At 34.8% G+C, this 19,125-nt stretch carries 18 protein-coding genes and 1 pseudogene; 12 read left to right on the top strand and 7 right to left on the bottom strand.

Annotation, left to right across the window (positions count from 1 at the left end):
* Positions 1-357: 357 nt before the first annotated feature.
* The 8 genes from GKD17_RS13535 to GKD17_RS13500 all read left to right on the top strand — a co-directional run bounded on the left by GKD17_RS13535 (position 358) and on the right by GKD17_RS13500 (position 7,139).
* Positions 358-1,224: a transposase gene (locus GKD17_RS13535; RefSeq protein WP_038612134.1), complete on the top strand. Its 867-nt coding sequence runs from the start codon at positions 358-360 to the stop codon at positions 1,222-1,224.
* Positions 1,225-1,255: 31 nt separating this feature from the next.
* Positions 1,256-1,840 carry a metallophosphoesterase gene (locus tag GKD17_RS13530; RefSeq protein ID WP_012055888.1) on the top strand — a complete coding sequence of 195 codons (585 nt, stop codon included), beginning with the start codon at positions 1,256-1,258 and terminating at the stop codon, positions 1,838-1,840.
* Between the two features lie 4 nt (positions 1,841-1,844).
* Positions 1,845-2,615: a metallophosphoesterase gene (locus tag GKD17_RS13525; RefSeq protein WP_007833398.1), complete on the top strand. Its 771-nt coding sequence runs from the start codon at positions 1,845-1,847 to the stop codon at positions 2,613-2,615.
* Positions 2,616-2,623: 8 nt separating this feature from the next.
* Positions 2,624-3,940 carry a hypothetical protein gene (locus tag GKD17_RS13520; RefSeq protein WP_032935859.1) on the top strand — a complete coding sequence of 439 codons (1,317 nt, stop codon included), beginning with the start codon at positions 2,624-2,626 and terminating at the stop codon, positions 3,938-3,940.
* Between the two features lie 288 nt (positions 3,941-4,228).
* Positions 4,229-4,537 (top strand): helix-turn-helix domain-containing protein, encoded by a 309-nt coding sequence (locus GKD17_RS13515; RefSeq protein WP_007833400.1) that lies wholly within the window; start codon positions 4,229-4,231, stop codon positions 4,535-4,537.
* A gap of 8 nt (positions 4,538-4,545) precedes the next feature.
* The gene (locus GKD17_RS13510) at positions 4,546-6,039 is read left to right on the top strand and encodes a type II toxin-antitoxin system HipA family toxin (RefSeq protein WP_007833401.1); all 1,494 of its coding nucleotides are present in this window, start codon (positions 4,546-4,548) and stop codon (positions 6,037-6,039) included.
* A gap of 46 nt (positions 6,040-6,085) precedes the next feature.
* Positions 6,086-6,244, top strand: a complete 159-nt coding sequence (locus GKD17_RS23770; protein WP_080549505.1) for an HIT family protein — start codon at positions 6,086-6,088, stop codon at positions 6,242-6,244.
* Between the two features lie 40 nt (positions 6,245-6,284).
* Entirely contained in the window at positions 6,285-7,139 is an 855-nt protein-coding gene (locus GKD17_RS13500; protein ID WP_007833402.1) for an HNH endonuclease, read from the top strand.
* A gap of 145 nt (positions 7,140-7,284) precedes the next feature.
* Here the strand turns inward: GKD17_RS13500 and GKD17_RS13495 are convergent, their stop codons facing one another.
* From GKD17_RS13495 to GKD17_RS13465, 7 genes are all read right to left on the bottom strand, one after another.
* Positions 7,285-7,974, bottom strand: a complete 690-nt coding sequence (locus GKD17_RS13495) for a TatD family hydrolase (RefSeq protein ID WP_007833405.1) — start codon at positions 7,972-7,974, stop codon at positions 7,285-7,287.
* Complete coding sequence (gene qatC / locus GKD17_RS13490) at positions 7,971-9,386, bottom strand: Qat anti-phage system QueC-like protein QatC (protein WP_007833406.1); 1,416 nt, start codon at positions 9,384-9,386, stop codon at positions 7,971-7,973. Before qatC ends, GKD17_RS13495 begins: the two co-directional genes overlap by 4 nt.
* The gene (locus GKD17_RS13485; protein ID WP_007833407.1) at positions 9,371-10,120 is read right to left on the bottom strand and encodes a hypothetical protein; all 750 of its coding nucleotides are present in this window, start codon (positions 10,118-10,120) and stop codon (positions 9,371-9,373) included. The genes qatC and GKD17_RS13485 overlap by 16 nt, the downstream gene beginning before the upstream one ends.
* A gap of 5 nt (positions 10,121-10,125) precedes the next feature.
* Entirely contained in the window at positions 10,126-11,958 is a 1,833-nt protein-coding gene (locus tag GKD17_RS13480; RefSeq protein ID WP_007833408.1) for a KAP family P-loop NTPase fold protein, read from the bottom strand.
* 505 nt (positions 11,959-12,463) lie between these two features.
* Complete coding sequence (locus GKD17_RS13475) at positions 12,464-13,030, bottom strand: YdeI/OmpD-associated family protein (protein WP_007833410.1); 567 nt, start codon at positions 13,028-13,030, stop codon at positions 12,464-12,466.
* Between the two features lie 134 nt (positions 13,031-13,164).
* Complete coding sequence (locus GKD17_RS13470) at positions 13,165-13,845, bottom strand: zinc ribbon domain-containing protein (RefSeq protein ID WP_007833411.1); 681 nt, start codon at positions 13,843-13,845, stop codon at positions 13,165-13,167.
* A gap of 403 nt (positions 13,846-14,248) precedes the next feature.
* Positions 14,249-14,548 (bottom strand): hypothetical protein, encoded by a 300-nt coding sequence (locus GKD17_RS13465; RefSeq protein WP_007833412.1) that lies wholly within the window; start codon positions 14,546-14,548, stop codon positions 14,249-14,251.
* Positions 14,549-16,314: 1,766 nt separating this feature from the next.
* On the opposite strand from GKD17_RS13465, the gene GKD17_RS13460 reads away from it, so the two are divergent.
* From GKD17_RS13460 to GKD17_RS13445, 4 genes and pseudogenes are all read left to right on the top strand, one after another.
* Positions 16,315-17,316, top strand: coding sequence for a phospholipase D-like domain-containing protein (locus tag GKD17_RS13460; protein ID WP_007833414.1), 1,002 nt, complete (start codon positions 16,315-16,317; stop codon positions 17,314-17,316).
* A 58-nt stretch (positions 17,317-17,374) separates the two neighbouring features.
* Positions 17,375-18,313 (top strand): annotated as a pseudogene (locus GKD17_RS23765) (PGN_0703 family putative restriction endonuclease).
* Between the two features lie 96 nt (positions 18,314-18,409).
* Positions 18,410-18,607: a helix-turn-helix domain-containing protein gene (locus tag GKD17_RS13450; RefSeq protein WP_007833417.1), complete on the top strand. Its 198-nt coding sequence runs from the start codon at positions 18,410-18,412 to the stop codon at positions 18,605-18,607.
* Between the two features lie 66 nt (positions 18,608-18,673).
* The gene (locus tag GKD17_RS13445) at positions 18,674-19,117 is read left to right on the top strand and encodes a GIY-YIG nuclease family protein (protein ID WP_117885371.1); all 444 of its coding nucleotides are present in this window, start codon (positions 18,674-18,676) and stop codon (positions 19,115-19,117) included.
* The last annotated feature ends 8 nt before the right edge of the window (positions 19,118-19,125 follow it).

Here is a 19,125-nt window from a genome sequence, read left to right as displayed (position 1 = left end):
TAATGATAACAGAAAGCCGTCGGAAAGTCCTGATTAAAACTTTTCAACGGCTTTTTCTTTATGCCTTTTGGTGACATCCGCTTGATGCGTCCTTCTCCGTCAATTCCGTCCATGGGCAAAATACAATGTATTATTAACCGCGCAGTGATGCGCATAAATGAACAAAATTATGAATTATGCGAATCAGTAGTTGAAATACCTACTTGATTCAGTTAGTTAAAATGTTATTATTCAATTAATTATCTCGTTTATTTATTTCTCAATCTCCTTGAAAATCAGTATATTAGAAGAATAAAACCACTCATTATTCTAATTATGATTCCCAAGGAGAAAGAGCTAAAACTTATAAAAATATATATGTACATCTGCGATATTTACCAGTCTTCACTGAAGTTTTACTGCCAGAGATTCAGTAATAATGCAACTCCTATCTTTACAGACCAGGAACTGCTTACCGTATATCTGTTTTGCGGAGCCTATCAGCGATACTTCCAAATCAAAGAGATACATACATTCACTGAAGAATATTTGCTCTCATGGTTCCCCAACCTACCTTCTTATCAGACATTCAACTATCGGTTAAACCTGATGAGTGAGGCCATTAGTGAACTTGTAAAGCATCTCATTACATTCTTTAAACCAGAGGATTGCGATTCTATGACATCACTTATTGACTCTATGCCTATTATTACCTGTGCAGGAAAGAATAAAACAGGAAAGGTAGCTACTGAAATTGCAACCAAAGGATACTGTTCTACAAAGAACATGTATTACTTCGGTCTCAAACTCCATGCTTTAGCCTTCCGCAGGGAAGGAACTATTCCATTCCCGGAAATGATTCTCTTATCATCGGCAGAAGAGAATGACCTGACAGTTCTTAAAAGAGAAGCCGCTGATAGCCTTATAAACAGAAACATCTTTGCCGATAAGATATACTCGGATTTTTCTTACTGGGGCAATAAGCAACAAGAACAAGGAACTACTATGCTAACTCCCGTGAAAGCAATAAAAGGAGAGGAACCAGTTATTACTCAAAGAGAGAAAGCTGGAAGAGAACTGTTCTCTACTGCTGTTTCAAAGGTCAGACAGCCTATAGAAGCGTTTTTCAACTGGCTGAATGAGAAAACAAATATTCAAAGAGCGATGAAAGTCAGATCAACATCTGGACTTTTAGTACATACGATGGGAAAAATTGCCATCGCACTCATTTATCTAATTTTTTAAAACAAGAATCAGAAATCAACTACTGATTCGCATGAATTATAAATTTGATGGAAGCAGGGTGTTCTTTACATCTGACACGCACTTTAACCATACCAATATCATCCGGTTCTGCAACAGGCCCTTCAAAGATGTAGCCCACATGAATGAAACGATAATAGCCAACTGGAACAGCGTGGTTGGCCCTGATGATATAATATTTCATTTGGGAGACTTTTGTTTGGGAGGTTCTGCCGAATGGATAAATGTACTAAATAGGTTGAATGGGAAAATATATCTTATAGCCGGCAATCACGATATAAAGAATCTCAGGCAGAATTATACGAAGTACTTTGAACAGATAACGATGCAGATGCATATTGAAGTTGATAAACAGAAAATTTATCTGAATCATTGTCCCTTCCTTTGTTATGGAGGAGCTTACAGTGATACATGGCAGCTTTTCGGGCATGTACATACCAGCAGGCATAACACCGGCAAGGATGTTCCGCGGTTGAAAATGCTTTTCCCGACTCAGTATGATGTAGGTGTAGATAACAATAATTTCACACCGGTATCATTTGCACAGGTAAAGATGATAATAGAAAAACAGATAGAACAATCAAAGGAAGGAGAATGATAAAATGAGAATACAATATATGAGTGATTTGCATCTCGAATTTCAGGAGAATAGCAGATATCTGAGATATAATGAATTGTCTGTAACAGGTGATGTACTGGTGCTGGCAGGAGATATTTTCTACCTCAAGGATAAGACTGCTCCAGTTATGAATTTCTGGAAGTGGGCATCCAAAAATTACCGTCAGGTATTGATTATTCCTGGTAATCATGAATACTATAACTATTCGGATGTGATGGAACGCGGTTTTCAATGGAAGTGGATGTTGCGGGAGAATGTGGGTTACTATCAGAATCAGGTTGTCCGCATCGATGATACAGACTTTGTACTGAGTACACTCTGGTCGCATATCAATCCGAATGATGAGTATTTTGTATGGAAAGGTATGAACGACTTCCGACAGATTAAGTTTGGAGGGAAGCTGCTGCAGGTGGAGGAGTTCAACCGGATGCACGAGATCAGTATTGACTTTATTCGGAAAAACATCGAAGAGAGCACAGCAAACCATATTGTGGTGGTCACACATCATTTGCCTACACTCCAAGTAGTAGCAGCGCACCATAGAGGATCTGTTCTGAACAGTGCATTTGCAAGTGAGTATGATAATTTAATCGCCAATAGTAGGATTGATGCATGGATATATGGACATTCGCATACCAATATTGATACGGAAATAGGAGGGACCAGGGTAATCTCTAACCAAATGGGATATATTTTTGCAAATGAGCATCTGATGAATGGATTTGAATCGGGCAAGTTTATTGAAATTAAATGAGTACAGCGATGAATGAAAGAGAAATCATAGATAGAAAATACCTTTGCGATTTAGCTAAGGAAGTTGGTCTGACTACATTAGATCTGGAAGCTTTAGGCGAAAATCATCATTGGGAAATTGTTGTTGAAGGAAATTTACTGGAAAGGATGATTGAGACTCAGCGTCAGTTTGAGCGTCTTGCCGTGATTGGTGATGAAGAGTGTCGTGGGTTTTATATAGAGGTGCCTCGGCCAACATCAGAAGATTGGGGTAATGCAGAGGAACTGATTGCTTCGGGAGAATACAGTAGTATGGATGCATATCTGTCGGACTGGCTTGCGTTTAATCCGATGGAAACGCGGTGGTTCTATGTAACTTCAAGAAAACACGGGAATAACCGGTCGATTCATGTTACCGACCGGAAATTTACCCACTTTGTTATTTCTAACCGCTCCTCGTATAATGAAAAGGAGTTCGATGATGTTTGTTGCAAGGAGAACCTTACACGTTTTTTCGACTTTTTGAATCTTATGATTGGTGTTATTGTAGCAGATTCAGACGGGTTTAATGAGTATGTAGCAAACAATCTGCCATACCAACAACGTACAGGTAGGATTTCCAGAAAGAACCTGGTTCGCATAGTTCCGAGTCTTAGGATTGATGTAGAGGACCGTGAAATGACAGTTAAGGCTTTAGAGGACTCAATACAAGGGTGTTCTTTATCTCCTATAGAGATTATGACCATACGAAAGTATTGTAAATTTTATCGTATTGCTAACGAAGCTTATAAGGTTTATCATAAGAAACGGGGTATCGGTGGACGTATCAATAAGGATTCAAAAAGAGATCTCCAAAAAATCTCGGATGTGGCTTACTACAAGTATATGAAGTATGTGGATGTGGAGAACCTTTATAACGTCGACAGCCAGGAGGATTTTATACGGTTTGCAACGGATCATTACGGTGAACTTGGGCTTTCACGTTTGAATATCTTAGCTTCAAATGTTCAACATCAGGGATGGAAGATTGTTGTTTCCAACAGTTATTCATCCAATGTCGGATTGGCTATGGAGGTGGCTGTCTCCCTGTATAAGGCTGATGCTCCATTACATATTTACGATGCGGAGAAACTTCTGAGTATTCTGAAGGAAGAGGATTTTGTCCGACTGGTTCCTGATTCATACCATAACTATATGGGATATCAGGAAGAAGGTACCGTCTATGAACTTCCTTGGGAGTATGAATGTTCTGATGAGAAGAATTCTTTTCTTACTCTGGAGCAATATCATGATATTATTTCTCATACCGAATGGGAGCATGAGAAACGTGTAGAGCCTATTTCTTAATGGAACGTCGTAATTAAAAGTTGGCTTATCTCCATGTTTATGCGTGGTTGGTAAGCCTTTTTTTTGCAATCAAAACTTCAAGAGGGGAATAGCGAAATTGGATATATAACAAATACAAAATATAGGATTTACAATCAATCACTATGATTTGACGATAAATTTTCTAAGAAAAATTAGTTTTATTCTCAGAAATTACATAGTTTTGTATTTATAATCTTCATAATAGTGAAGATTAATGCTTAAAAATATATGTAACTATCATTATAATGATATATAAATACGGCTTATATGGTAGATTTTTATGAATACTCCACGCCTGAGCTTGTAAGGCTATTAGGTAATAGATTTAAAGAATATAGAATTCGTTGCAATCTCACTCAGAAAGATGTTTCTGAGCAATCCGGTATTGGACTTACAACCATCCACAAATTCGAGAATGGTACAGCTGGCAATATTTCATTGTCAACATTTATTGTGTTGTTGAAAGTGGTCGGACAGATTAATACTATAGACAATCTTCTTCCGGAGTTGCCTGAATCTCCTTACCTGATGCGTAAGGATGATAAAAAAGTACAGCGTGTCAGACACTCTAAATAGCATAAATTATGGTACAGTCGTTAAAAGTAAAACTTTGGGGTGAGGAAATAGGTAGATTGGCATGGGATGCCAGACGCAGGTTATCCTATTTTATGTATAATCCGGCCTTCTTGAAGAAAGGTCTTAACATTTCTCCATTAGCGGCACCGGTTGATGGAGCAAGAGGACTTACACCTGTATGGGGAGAAGAGGCCAAGATTTATCAAAAATTACCGGCATTTTTAGCAGATTCATTGCCTGACTCATGGGGTAATCAACTTTTTGAATTATGGCGCCAACAGAATCACTTGTCAAACGCAGATATTACTCCTCTTGACAAACTCTCATTTATAGGAAAGCGTGGAATGGGAGCTTTGGAATTCTTGCCTGAGGTTTCAAGAGAGCGTAAGGCTGAAAAAATAGATATCAAATCATTGGCAAATTTAGCAGAGCGTATATTCTCAGAAAGAGAAAATGCCAGAATCCTACCCGAAGAGTCGGTAACAATGCAGTCATTACTTACGGTTGGTACTTCAGCCGGTGGTCGTCAACCTAAGGCCATTGTTGCCATTAATCGAAAGAATGGTGAGGTTCGTAGCGGGCAGATTTCCGGATTAGAGGAATTTGATTACTATCTGGTCAAATTTGGTAATTCGCAATATAGTTCGGCAGAATTGGAGATGTCCTACTATGAACTTGCTACAATGGCAGGGATAAATATGATGCCTTCAAAACTCTATCAGGTGGACGGGAATAATCATTTCATGACAAAACGTTTTGACCGTAATAATGGAAAAAAGATTCATACACAAACTTTGGCCGCAATTAGCCCCGATGCGGACAGTTACGAACAATTGATTACAGTATGCCGGAAGCTACATCTGCCGGAAACAGACTGTTATGAGGTATTCCGCAGGATGGTCTTTAATGTATTAGCAAACAATACAGATGATCACAATAAGAATTTTTCATTCGTTATGAGTGAGGATGGTACTTGGCGTTTGTCTCCTGCATACGATGTAACTTATATATTTGACAATGGAGGATTCTTGCCAAATGAAGATCATTGCATGTATATTAGGGCAAAACTTAGAGATATAACACGGGAAGATGTTATTCAATTTGCTAAAGATAATGGAATACGTAGGCCTGATGCAATCATACGTGATATAGTTAGTGCCATAAAACAATTTCGTACGGTTGCCACTAAATATGGTGTTGCTGAACAGTGGGTAGGACGTGTCGAAAACACTATAGTTGACCGTCTGAAATCATGGGGAGAGTTAGAGGAAATGGCTCCCGAAATATGCGAATTGGTTATAAGCGGACATATTATAAAGAATATCCGTATGGAGCAGGCGTATAAGGGAAATTTCCATTTGCTTGCTGAAATAGATGGTCATGAACGTAAGTTTATTATTGGTAAGAATAAAGAAGAATTTTCACTTATTGAATCAATAGGCATAGCAAACCTGTCATCGGATCAGCTCAAGGATATGGTTGAAAAGTATTTTATTCACTAGAAAGTGTAATCGCCGACTTCGATAGACAGTTTTTTTTCATCATGGGATTCAAACAATTAATAGTTTTAATGAGGCGGCTGGTCAATCGGTATTTCATGTGCATATACATTTGATTCCTCGCTATAAGGGAGATGTGGAGAATCCAAAAGGTGGAGTGAGGGGGAATTCCAAGCAAGCAGAAATATTGATATTGTTTTATAGATAGTCTGTCAAATAATTAGCATCTTTGCGAATAAATTGTAGTTATGGAACTTATATATGTAAAAGAAGTAGATAAAAGTTTGTTGTATCAAGGCTTTACTATAAGAACGGCTTTATTGAATTCTTTTCTTGGTATATTTGGAAAGTTGGACATTGGTGAAATGCGTCAGATTTCTATTCTGCTGAATGGAAAGATATATTCGGGGATTAAGGTAGTTAATCAAAACTTCGATAGAAATAAATATCCTAATCATCCAGAAATGTATCAAGTCCGTTATGATAATATGAATGATTTCCTCCAGGCATTACGTTCTGAATTTTCGGATTTATATAAATTCATAGATGAGCAGATGAAAATTAAAAAGATTATGAAAGAGCGAGGAGAGAATATGTCTAATATAAAAATTCCTCAAGAGCTGAAATCTTCATTATCTTTTTATACTACTGATAATCCTAATGTTTGGGAGGCTGTTCCTATAACTTCCTCTGATTACCAAGAGACTAAAAAGCAATTATCAGAATTAGCTATTACTGAAAAAAGCTTTGAGGATATGCTATTGACTGATAATAATGCAACTATAGTTCAAGAAAATCATTTTGTGAAGATTCGTAAGCTGGACCGTAATGTGTGTCTGAATTTAAAAAAACTCTATAATTTCAGATGTCAAATTTGTGGACAACTCATTTCTGCACCATATGGCAACAAGCCTGTTGTAGATGCCCACCATATTGAATTCTTTACACAATCGTTAAATAATAATTATAATAATGTGATGATACTTTGTCCTAACCATCATAGGATAGTGCATACATATCGGCCATTATTTAAAAGGCAAACAAAAATTTTTGAATATCCTAATGGGTATAAAGAGAAGGTGTTGCTGAATTTACATTTATAGATTTAATAAAAGGTTGTGACGCTGTCCAAAATCTTGTGTATCTGGAAATACGAAACTCAAATTTGAATCCCGTATTTCCATTTACACAAAATATTTTATAGTGCCACAGATTTTAAATGTAATATAAATCTGATATCTTCAATATCTATCTTCTAATAGCAGATATAAGACGACTAAAATTATCATAAATGGCATTTTCTCCCAAACCTATATTTGTCAGAGTATTACTAATTGAGCAAATCTTATTAAAAGGGGCATCTGTTTCTGTTAGAATAAGATTATGGGGTATGCGCTTAATTATTTCTATTCCGCTATTAGTCTTTGTCATTTTTTCGTTGATAGAAAAATAATATCCATGTTCTACAATCTTAGGAATTAGAGAGAGAGGACCTGAATACCAATGGAATATTACATTCTTAATGCCATAGGTAACCAACATTTCGAACAAGACTTTTTCTGCTCGTCTGGAATGGACACTTACTATTTTATTTTTTTTACTTAATAGCTGCAATACTTTCTCTAAAACGAAAACTTGATCATCTTTAGTTTTTAGTCCTTCGTTACTAAAATCTAGACCGATCTCACCGATATAGCTAGTTTTATCTAAACACTGGTTGAATAGCCGTAATTCACTTTTATTTTCGCTTGCATATAATGGATGAAATCCTAAAGCCAAACGTGAGAACTTATATTGTCTTACGTGCTCATAGCCCAATAAAAAATGACTTGGCAGATTTGTCATTCCTATCGAGATATTCTTTTTTACCTCTTGTTGTTTGAGATACTGTTCAGGATTTGGCATCATGTCAAAATGACAATGGGTGTCTATAATCATATTCCTGCTCTTATTTGTATTTCATTTGTAGCTTTTTTCTTAAGCCAATTTATAACTTGTCTGTATGAGTGTAAGGCTAATGATGTATATTCATCTAACTCTTGCTTTTCTATAATTCCATTAAAGAATAGTTCTTGGCGAATTGTACGTTCATTCATTCTGTTTTTTAGGAAATACAGAAGAGCGTTAAAATCCCTATTCCTTTTTTGATGTTTATTGTCAAGATTAAATTTAATGCCATGAAGTACATCAGTGCCAAGCAATGCCTCATTATCTAGACCTATTGTATCTAGTGCGACTCTTCTATATAAGCATGGCAAACACATACCACAATGCTTGATTTTGGCATTGCGTATTTCTATTCCGCTTTTGTCCCAAAAAACATTGTGACCACGTTTTGCACAAGAGCATGATAAGTCAACTAATGATTTTAAAATTGCCTTTTTCGAAGTATCTTGACAGCACTCAAGAACCATGTCTGCTTTTGATTTTAATCGATATGGGTTGTATATTGAGTTTGATATACCTATAGCATATAAGGCCTCCTGTATGCGTTTGATAAAAGTAGGATGCGTAGTTCGAGTACTGCATGAACTCCTTCTTCCACTATCAAGAGGTATATTTATTGATATAGTTCCATTCTCTGGAACTATCAATTGACATTGTGGGGATATTTTGTTTACAATATATATTCCTGCTGCAAAAAATAATAAGGAACGTGAGCGGAATGTACTCTCTGTTGGAGTTTTAATATTCCAAGAATGAGGTTTAAGCCCTGCGTTCAGCAACACTTGTTCGTATTTATTCGAAAAGATATTGTTTTCCCTGCAATATTTTAAAATGCTTTTTTGATCACTATGCTCTTTGCCCAATTCCATATGTGAAACAAGTAGTATCTTTTTATCAACAGAGAGAGTGCTGGCCTCATCTATAAATCCAATCAATGAATCTAAACCTCCTGAAAACAATGCAACCTTTTCAAAAAACTGAGGATTATATTCTTTTACTTTTTTAGTTGGATTATACGAGTATGAATCTGCCTGTATAAAGTGAATATCCCAATTGTCGCCCGTAAGAAAATTGATTGCTTTATTAAAAGCTTCACGACCTTTATTCATATCCTCAAGATTTATTACAGGAACATTCAATAATATCAAGTTTCGTTTCCATCCATCATCTGAATTAGACAAACGAAGTACAGCTCTGTCCACATTATATACAATCATGGATAAAACTAATAAATCAAAAGCAACAGATGATGTATCTCGTGAAAACTCCCATAACTGTTTGGGATTAAACTTTGTGTCGACAGAATGAACTTTTCCGTCACTTCCTTGAAATGAAAGAGTAAAAAGGCCAAAAACTTCGCTTGTTTTTGACGGAGTATAATTAATGTTTATTCTTGTTTCCATATATCCAATATTTCTGATGTTAAAGAATCCAGGTATTCTTTTCCTTCTCGGCTATTGAAGTCGATTTGAGTTAGTTCTTTGCTTAACTTCTCATCTAGTTCGTTTTGAAGCCAACCTCTCATGTCCTTCTTTATTTCTTCGGGATTACTCCCTTTGTCAAATATGTGGCTTTGAAATAATTCAGCAGAATATTCTAGTATGTATTCAATTTCAAATGTTATAATCCATTCATGAAGATCGTCATCTGTTGCATTCTGAAGTTTATCTTCAATTTCTTGTCCGTCTTTACAATCTGACAAAATATCATTCAGCACTTTATCCATTGCATAAGTTGCTGCTGCATCATCCATTGTAGAATCATTGTCTCCAATAATCTCGTGCAAAAGCAATTCCTTGAAATCATGTGGCGTTTTCGGCTTTTGTGTATCAGGCAGTCTATCAATGCCTAAACTTGATACAAGTCCATATTGTTTAATATTGTTTAAAACAGTAGCCAACCCTCTGACTGCATGTCCACCAGCACGTCCAAACGAACTGCCGCCTCTCTTGCCTCCATGCCCTCCAATTCTGCCACCTCTATACAAACCATTGCCGAGCGCTATTCCTAAATTACCAAAAAACTTTGCATTTGAGTCAGGCTTATTGTCTGTTCCATTTGCTAGACTCGTCATGGCTCGTTTTGCTGCAGACCAATTAGGCGAAGATTTCAAATTATGTGATTGTGATGTACCCATATTTATTATTTTTGTATTTTTCGTTCAATAGCTTTTGTTAAAGGGTTCGCTTTTGGCAAACTATTTATATAGTTATGTATCTCATTACTTAATGGAAGCATTCTAACAAAAAATATATCCGCTTTTGTATCTATATCTTCGGTCTTTATATTACTGAATAATAATTTTAATCTGTCTATTTTGTCACCAAATAATAAATTATTCTCATCGCAATTAAGTATTCTCCAACAATTTTCTGACTTTGGATCTTTTCTTAGGTTATCATTAATCAAGTGAATAATCATGTCTTTTTCTGAATCATCGCAAGCATTAATAATTCCAGGCAAATCTCGCTTCATCATACTGTTTGTTTGCAAGGTACATAATCTTCGGAATAACAGCATGACTTTGTTTGTAACCAACGAAGCTATTGGTTTTTCATTTTTCAAAGCATCTCGTGCTATCCAGAAGTAGTTTTGTAAATTTATATCTTTTAATGACGGATCTGAGCTTAACCATTGCCTCAAATAATCTGACGACCAGTTGTCTTTCCATTGTGGATTTTGAATACCATTTTCAGTTTTTGCTTCTTGCTCAACATCATCCAATGGTAAAACACCTCTATTTGCATTTTGAAGTTTATAAAGTTCTTCAAAACGAGAATTGTACAGTGTGTTGTACTCTAATACCATTAGTTTGGTTAATACTTCAGGGCGTATATCTGTAAAACCTGCTACCTCAGCTAACTCTTGACGTACATATAAGGTATTTAGAAAACGTTTTAGTTGTCGTGGATTACCATTTAAAAAACGCTTAATTAGAGGTACAGTTGGTAAACGATATTCTACTGCATGAAAATCAATTTTTTTATCTTTGGGAATATTTGCTTTGATGTCATCTATATTATATTTGGAATGCTTGTCTGTTTTTCTGAACTCCAAATATTTCTGATGTATTTCATTAAAGTAGATATGATTTAAATGATTTTTGCATAGAAGAAGTGTGATATAAGTCTCTTGCTCGTTGTCAGACAAACGTGGCAGTTTGTATGGTAGTTGAATGAGTTTTTCCAAATAGTCTGAAAATGGACTGGATATATCTTCTTTCTTCATTTGAATAGGATAATGCTGACTAATAGCATATTCAATAATACGTTCATCTGCACCAATGATAAATGCGGTTTTCCTTACATTTACAAACAACTTGACGGCCTCCAGGCAACCAATAATTCTTTTGGGTTCACATCTATCCAAATCATCAATATAGACAACAACAGCCTTATATCCCATATCGTCAACCAATTCTTCAAAGAGTTCTCTGAATGTTGCGATAAATTTTGACGTATTACCTTTTGTTACATCTTCAAGTAGATTGTTGTACTTATCCTTGTTTGTTATCTTATCAAGGTCTTTATTTTTCGGTAACCATTTCTTTAGCCAATCAGGAGTGAGATTTTCATAGGCTTTCTTCAAGATAAATACGCCTACTTTTAAAAAGTTAATTCGCTCGAGAAAATCATCTACCCGTTCAAATACATCTTTTCGCTTATTAATATCTTTGTCAAGTGCTTCTAATATACTTTCTATCATTGTCAGTTTTGTTGAGTCATAGCTCTCAAACTGCCAACTATTAAAATATACTTGAAGTATAATCTTATGTTTCTCGTTCTGTTGTGATTTTTCCCATTCATGTAAGGACTGCTGAAGCAATAGCATCAAACTACTTTTCCCAGATCCCCAATTCCCAAATACCCCTATGGAAATTGGTAACATATCATCATTCAAAATTATCTTCTTGAGTAAATCTGCATGGACTTGATAGCCAAGCAAATCTTGCGTTGTTTCATTATCTGACCACATTTTATATTCTTAAATTAAATTGTTTATATCAAATGCGAGATATAAATATTCTTATACTTATTTTCCATACAAAGGACAAAGATCTCTGAACCCCAGCAATTGCAGTTCTAATTTCCTGGAGTTCCTGACCACTCACACCAAACAAGTCCTTGATAACCTTATCATCAATAGTTTGTTGGATCATGTGCACTCGCATAGAAGTCAAAATCATTAATTTGAAGCTATTAATATTCTGAGTGGCAAGGATTATATTTAGTTTAGGCCTTTATTCGTTCTATTGCTGGTGATTGTCAAAGTCAAGCATATAATGAGCTCTATCAATAATAGAGAAATGACGGATCTATACGACTTCGTCATTTACACGATTGTAAAAATTAACTTTTCCATATCTGTATATATTTAGTTTAAAAATAAGTAAATATACATTTTTCTCTTAAGAAGAAAAAATATGTTACTATTAATTTTCTATTTGCACAAAGTTTTTATAGTGCTGTTTTCTTTGTTTTTATAATCTTCCGTTGTCATTCCATTCTCCGTAGAGAAGTCCTTTTCGAGTATTTTCTATGAATTTGCTCAGGCGACTTTCAAAAAGTTCGGGCTGATTCTTTTTAATTTGGATAGTATCAATTCTGATTCGCTTATATAAGTCAGGAAATTGGCAGAAGTTGTTCCACACTACCGGGTCAGATTGTAGTCTGTGTAATATATCCTTGTCTATGATAAAACCATTAGGTGACATATCAGGTAGAACGGCTCTTCCTGCATCTGTCATCAGTCCTAATCGTTCCATTCTGCGGCATCTTTCTTTATTGAGCTCGGACCAATTGCTTTTTGGCTTTCGTGGACAAAGTTTCTGGACTGTTACATCATCTGCTATTCTTTTAGTAGTACTATCTATCCAACCGAAGCATAAGGCTTCTTCTACAGCATCAATATACCAGAAAGTATTGTTATCCGTAGGTCTGCCACGTTTTACCACTACCCAACATTCTTTCTCCGTTTTATGGTTATGTATTAGCCATTTACGTAGCTCGGTTCTTGATTTGACATCTAACAAATTATGAATTTCCATTGTCGGCCATTTTGATTTGCATTTTGTAATTTTGTCCTTTCAGTAGGAGGTTATTGTCCTAAATATTTTACTTTTTCATAATGAATGCAAGACATAAAGAATGCTATGTCTATTCTTAATAATATGAATTTATATTACAACTTTTCGTGCGCAAATTCTCCATTAATCCAAAATGTAGCCTCTTTTCCTATAAAATGTAAAAGTACAAAATTAGGATCTGTATGGCCATACGGAAAGTGATTGATAAGCCAGTCTTGCCACATTTCTTTTCGTATGTTATCATCAGTTATAATCTCAATGATTCCTCTCAGGCCGACACTGTCACCATAGTTTGAATAACAAAGTCCGGCTTTGTTGTTCAGTTTGAAATCTGTAACCTTCACTGAATTTGCAGCGGTTGCCAACCATACCTCATTACATCCTTTTGAACTGATTTTGGACATTGGAACCGGACGTGGAAATCCTTCGTCATCAATTGAGGCAATCGTAATGTCCTTACATTGTGCTAACAAGTCAGTTGCTTTTTCTGTAAGTGTTCTTTCATCTTTTTCTTTCCATCGTTTAAGAGTAGGGAAGAATTGTCTCATATTTTCCTTAGCCTGTTCCGGAGTAAGATTCCATCCTGTTTCCTTATTTATCTGATCCGTAAATTGAGCACAAAATTCTATCATCTGGCTCATGTTAAAATCTTGTGTGAATTGTCCTTTCTGATAACAATAAGAGCAGTATTCATTGTTCAAACTTCCATCAGAGTTTGTTCCTTTGTTTGTATCAGTGAGAGGCATACCGCAACTTTGACAAAATTCTTGTCCCATAATACATTCTGTTAATGATTAAATTATGATTTCAAAAATACGGAAATATCTTTAATGTTCATCGGATGACTTAAAAAGATATTCTAATAATTTCTCAATATAGTTGAGTAATTTGCTAGGATTATATCTTTCTAAATCCTCATTGTCAGAATTTTCCCATACAACAAGCGGCAGGTAAGCATACCATATTCATCATCATTGCATTATATCAGAAGCTGTATTTCCAATATACACGATTCATAGAGGAGAAAGATAGTAAACATTCATATGGAACTGCCATTTATTATCGAAAGATCAGTTTGTGATTAAAGGCTATTATTGGTACAACCTATCATATAATAAACAGATCTCATATTTTAGCTTTATTATATGATAGGTTAGATGCATTAAAATATAGTTTGTATCAGCAACCACTTCCGTCTATATTACATGACATTCCTTCTGTAATTGGTCTTGAAGTAAGTCCGGCTTCTTCTGGTATGAGTGTAACAGAACCATCCTCTAGAACAAAGCATGGAATACCTGCAGCTTCAACTTTTTTCGCTTCATTAAAAACAGGGCTGTTATCACGGATCCTTAGAAATTCCTTTAAATGTTTTACATGCGAACCTATGTCTATAATCTCATATCTGTCGTCTCCCTGTATCTGTTCTTCAACATAAATACAGTCCGGACAAGTATTCATACTATAAATTTTAATCATGATGTATATTGTTATAAATTATTACTATTGTGCTGGGCATTAATAGTGAAAAACAAAAGATGTATCTCAAAAGTATGAAATGTCGTTTAAATATAAAAGTGCTTATTGCTTTTTTATACAATTCTACGTTATGTGATACAATTGTTTTTTTGATGAATTGATGAAATGATGAGGTTATTGTTTGGATTTTGATTATGTCAATTTAGAATAAAAGTATGGTTTTAATGCATCTTAAAAAAAGTTTTTTGTTAGATACTATTATCCTTTCCATACTATACTTACATTTGGGGCGATCAAGTTTATTTGTTTGCTACTTTAAGCCCTGTTTTCTTGTACATTGTTATTTTGTTCTAATCATATTTTTGATAGGTATAGTGTACAACAAAAAATCTATTTCTTGAGGTTATCCTGTTGTATAATTTTGTTGGACACCCCCATATAAATTGTTTCAGTCGTATATGATATATTGGGGACTTTTAATTAAAAAAGATCCAAGTTTGTATTGGTTTTCTATTGCTCTTAATATGATAAAACGACTGTAGCTGCTGGAGAATAACTTTTGAATTTAGCTAGTTTTAAGCCTTTCTTACGATTGTTTTTGTGTATTGCTAATATTGGTACAGCTGATAATTTTTTGATCCAAATTATGGCAAAAATTCGATTCTCTGTTCTGTAAATTACATAACAAAATTATCCAGTTTGCTGCCATTTTAAACTGTCTTTTTCTAACGCCCTTTTTAGGAAGGGGGAATTAGGCTTCCCTCTTTTAAAAAAGTGAATAGGGCAAGCCCTTTTATAAACGCGTTTTTCTATGATAGTTTAGGGAAAAAGTGTATATCAAAATATCTGTTGAGAGAGCTGCTTTAATTGTCATTTTATCTATGATTAATTATTTGATTTCTATGGAATTAACTTCTTCCCTATAATTTCTTATAATCTTAAGCAAGCGGAACATGTTTTGCTCATTTTTCTGCAATATTACAAATGGATTTTTATCTATTCTCTTGAATAGAAGTTTATTGTTGAATATTTTGTTGTATATTCGAGAATATTGATGTCAATGATATAAAAGACTTTTTGTTATGTGTTTCTATACAATGAATGAATAACAATTTGTTGATCACTTTCTTCATTAATTTGTTGGTCATACTTTAAGTTGATAAGCAATAATTATATTTACTTTATAATTGAATTTTGATAGACATTTTAACCTAGTAAAGCATACAAAAAATGCAGTTTTTATTTTTAATAAACTTCTTCTTAATAGGTAATATAAAAGTAGAGAATGGGGGTGAGTGAGTGTAGTAAGTAATGTAAAAATATGAGATATTTTATATTTATCAATTTATAATTATTAACTTTATGCTCATTAAATAGGTAATTATAGAATAATTGATAATTTTAAGAAGCATCATTAACCGTATTGAGTTATCGTATTTTAAGAATAGATAAAGATTCAAGAGGAGTAGACGGAAATTTTTAACGATAGATACTAAGATGCAGCACACGAAAGCTGTTCTGCAGAAGTTGCTGACTGAGATAACGACATAGAATGCAAAGGCTTTGGTAACAAGGCTATTAGGAGTTGTTGAAGCTGGCAAACCCAAAAGAAGGAGTCGGTTATGTGGCTATAGCAGTCATTTTTGTTTTAATATTGGTTATTTTAGGATTGATTTATAGTCGTATAATAATGAAATAATAGTACGATTGGTTAAAAAGTGATTATTAATAGATTGTTTTAAAATCATAAAATTAAGTTTGATATTATGATACAAGCATACTTTAATCAAATACGGAAGAAAATAATAGAAGAAATTAATAACTCAAATAAAGATATAATAATCGCAGTGGCATGGTTCACTCAACATGATTTATTTGATGCAATCATTAATGCTTTGGAACGAGGAGTAAATATCTCTCTTATTCTCATAAAAGATATAATAAATTGTGGTGATTATGGACTTGATTTTTCATTATATCTGCAAAAGGGAGGAAAATTATGTTTCGTGAATAAACGCAATATTCTAATGCATAATAAATTTTGCATTTTTGATGGGAGTATTCTTATAACAGGTTCGTATAATTGGACTTACTCTGCAGAAAATAGAAATGCAGAAAATATCATAATCACCGACGAAGGAAATGTATGTGAAGACTATACTAAATATTTTACTGATTTATGGAATCAATTGACAGAAGTAAAAGAGTATAGTCAGATGAACATATCAGACATAGAAGCTGATATTCTTATAAAAGAATATGATAATATAGTAGAAGAATATATGTGTATGAAAGAAAACAATATAATTAATTCTGATGCAATTAATATTATCAATGAATCGAGGAAGAATATTGCTGTAAATAAATTAGCTACTGTGGTTACACAAGTAAAGAGACATAATCCAACTTTAAAAATGAATATTGGGAAGAGTTGTCGCATAAATGGTATTTGTAATAAAATGCTAAATGTCATAAAACAAGGACAAGAACTCCCTTTTACAAATACTGTAAATACGTGTACAGCTTATCACAATCAGAGTAGAGCACTATGTGAAGTATTGTTTGGTAACTCTGAAAATGCGCACAATAATAAATCATTAGTAAAGATAGGATTAGATAATTTACCTCAAATGAAAGCGGGTGAGGTAAAGTTTAAGACAAAAATAACAATAGATACTAATGGTTATATGCACGTAGAATATGTATGCGTAAATACAGGAATATCAAAGGAAGCTTTTTATGACTGTAGTGAATTGATTAATTATTAGATAATTAGAATTATAATATTGATACAACTAAGAATACATATAGATTTGTCAATAATTTATGAAAGATATAGAAGACAATATATACGGAAACCAGTGTGGAAGCGACAATGCTTTCACCAGGAAAGCAAGACTGCTCCAGTCCATGTACAGGGTGGAGATAGGCGAAGAGGAAGGAGTGGGGCCAACAAGAGCCTCCAAGCGAAAATACGGGAACATGATCAGTGGTGGTGAAGTGTCCGGAAAGAACTTCTTGATGAAGGAGACTTTCGAGTATGCCAAGGAAAGAGTGGGCAACAAAAGGGAAAATGAGACGATAGACGGGTTCAGACTGTTCAACAACCTGCTTTCGAGCTAGCCGATGGCATTCAACCTGTTCCATCCCCTGATGTTACTGTTGAAGCAGGATCCGGCAATGGTTACGCTTGCCGTGAGGTCAGTCTTCAGGAACTACCCGGTATTTGAGGTGACAGAAATCGGTTTGGAGTTTATTCCTACACCGATTGAGAACTACACGAACGACAAGTCTGCAATGGATGCGTATATCCGATTCGTGGATAACAAGGGTGGCAAGCATATCATCGCCATCGAGACGAAATATACGGATGTGCTCGGAGTGAACGAGGCCAGCCGTTGTGAGGAGCAGAAGCAGATGCTTATTGATACCGGTCTGTTCAGTGCGGACTTTGAGGAGCTGCTGATGGGAGGTAAAGTAAAACTTACGCAGATTTACAGAAACCTTTTGCTTACAGAGCGGTACAGGATGGTTGAAGGACTGAAGGATTCGTATTCAGTAGTGCTTTCGCCAAAGGAGCATCCGTCAACAGAAGAGGAAATCAGCTCGGTTACAGAGTACCTGAAGCCGGAATATGCTTATAAGTTGAGTGCTGTTACTTTGGAGGACTTTGTGGATGCGATGATACAGTACCTGCCGGAGTATTATGCTCAGGTTTATGAGAGGTTCAGGGGGAGATACCTGGAGTTTGGGAAGGTGGAATAAAGGATATAAAAATAAAAAATAGGCGAAATAGCTCAATAGTCATGAAATTAGCCTATAAATCATTATCTTTGTGCGTCAAGCTAATGTTATAGATAAATGGAAGAATTGAATCAACTTAAAATAGTGTTGGTAAAGAAAAAAAGAACCAGCAAGTGGCTCGCAGAACAGTTGGAGGTCAATCCTACAACAGTGTCTAAATGGTGTACAAACAAGACACAGCCCAATTTGCAGACACTAAAGAGAATATCGGAATTGCTTGAAGTTAAATTAGAAGAACTGATAGTACTGAACTGAAATATGGAATTTTACAATTGCAGACTATCGGTGCAGTATTATCAGTGGGTTAATATCAACAAAGCAATGAAAAGAGAACTGATGTTTATAAAGGATTTCAGGCCTGTTTATGGTTATGATAAACAGATTGACAATTTGGAGGATGATGATTTGACTGATTTACCGTCAAAACCAGGAGTCTATATAATAGTTTCATTTAAGACAAAGTTTATATATCCTATAGGACAATCTAAAGTAATCTATATAGGAAAAACGGACAATATACAGAGAAGGCTTAAAGAGCATCAAAGGAATCTGATAAATGCCATAAATGACAGATTTAATGAATGCTGGCATTTGGACAGATATAATTATATGCGTTATCATGGAGCAAAGGTTTACTACTATACATGTCGAGGGTATCAGGAATCAAAAGACTTAGAATCAAGTATAATAGAATCATTCTATGACAGATATGGTTCCATACCTGTAGCCAATGGAGCCAGGTCTTTCAGATGTGTCAAAGATTAAGAAAGAAT

The organism is Phocaeicola dorei (assembly GCF_013009555.1).
In the GTDB taxonomy this organism is placed as follows: domain Bacteria; phylum Bacteroidota; class Bacteroidia; order Bacteroidales; family Bacteroidaceae; genus Phocaeicola; species Phocaeicola dorei.
This window is presented reverse-complemented; position numbering and strand designations above follow the sequence as displayed.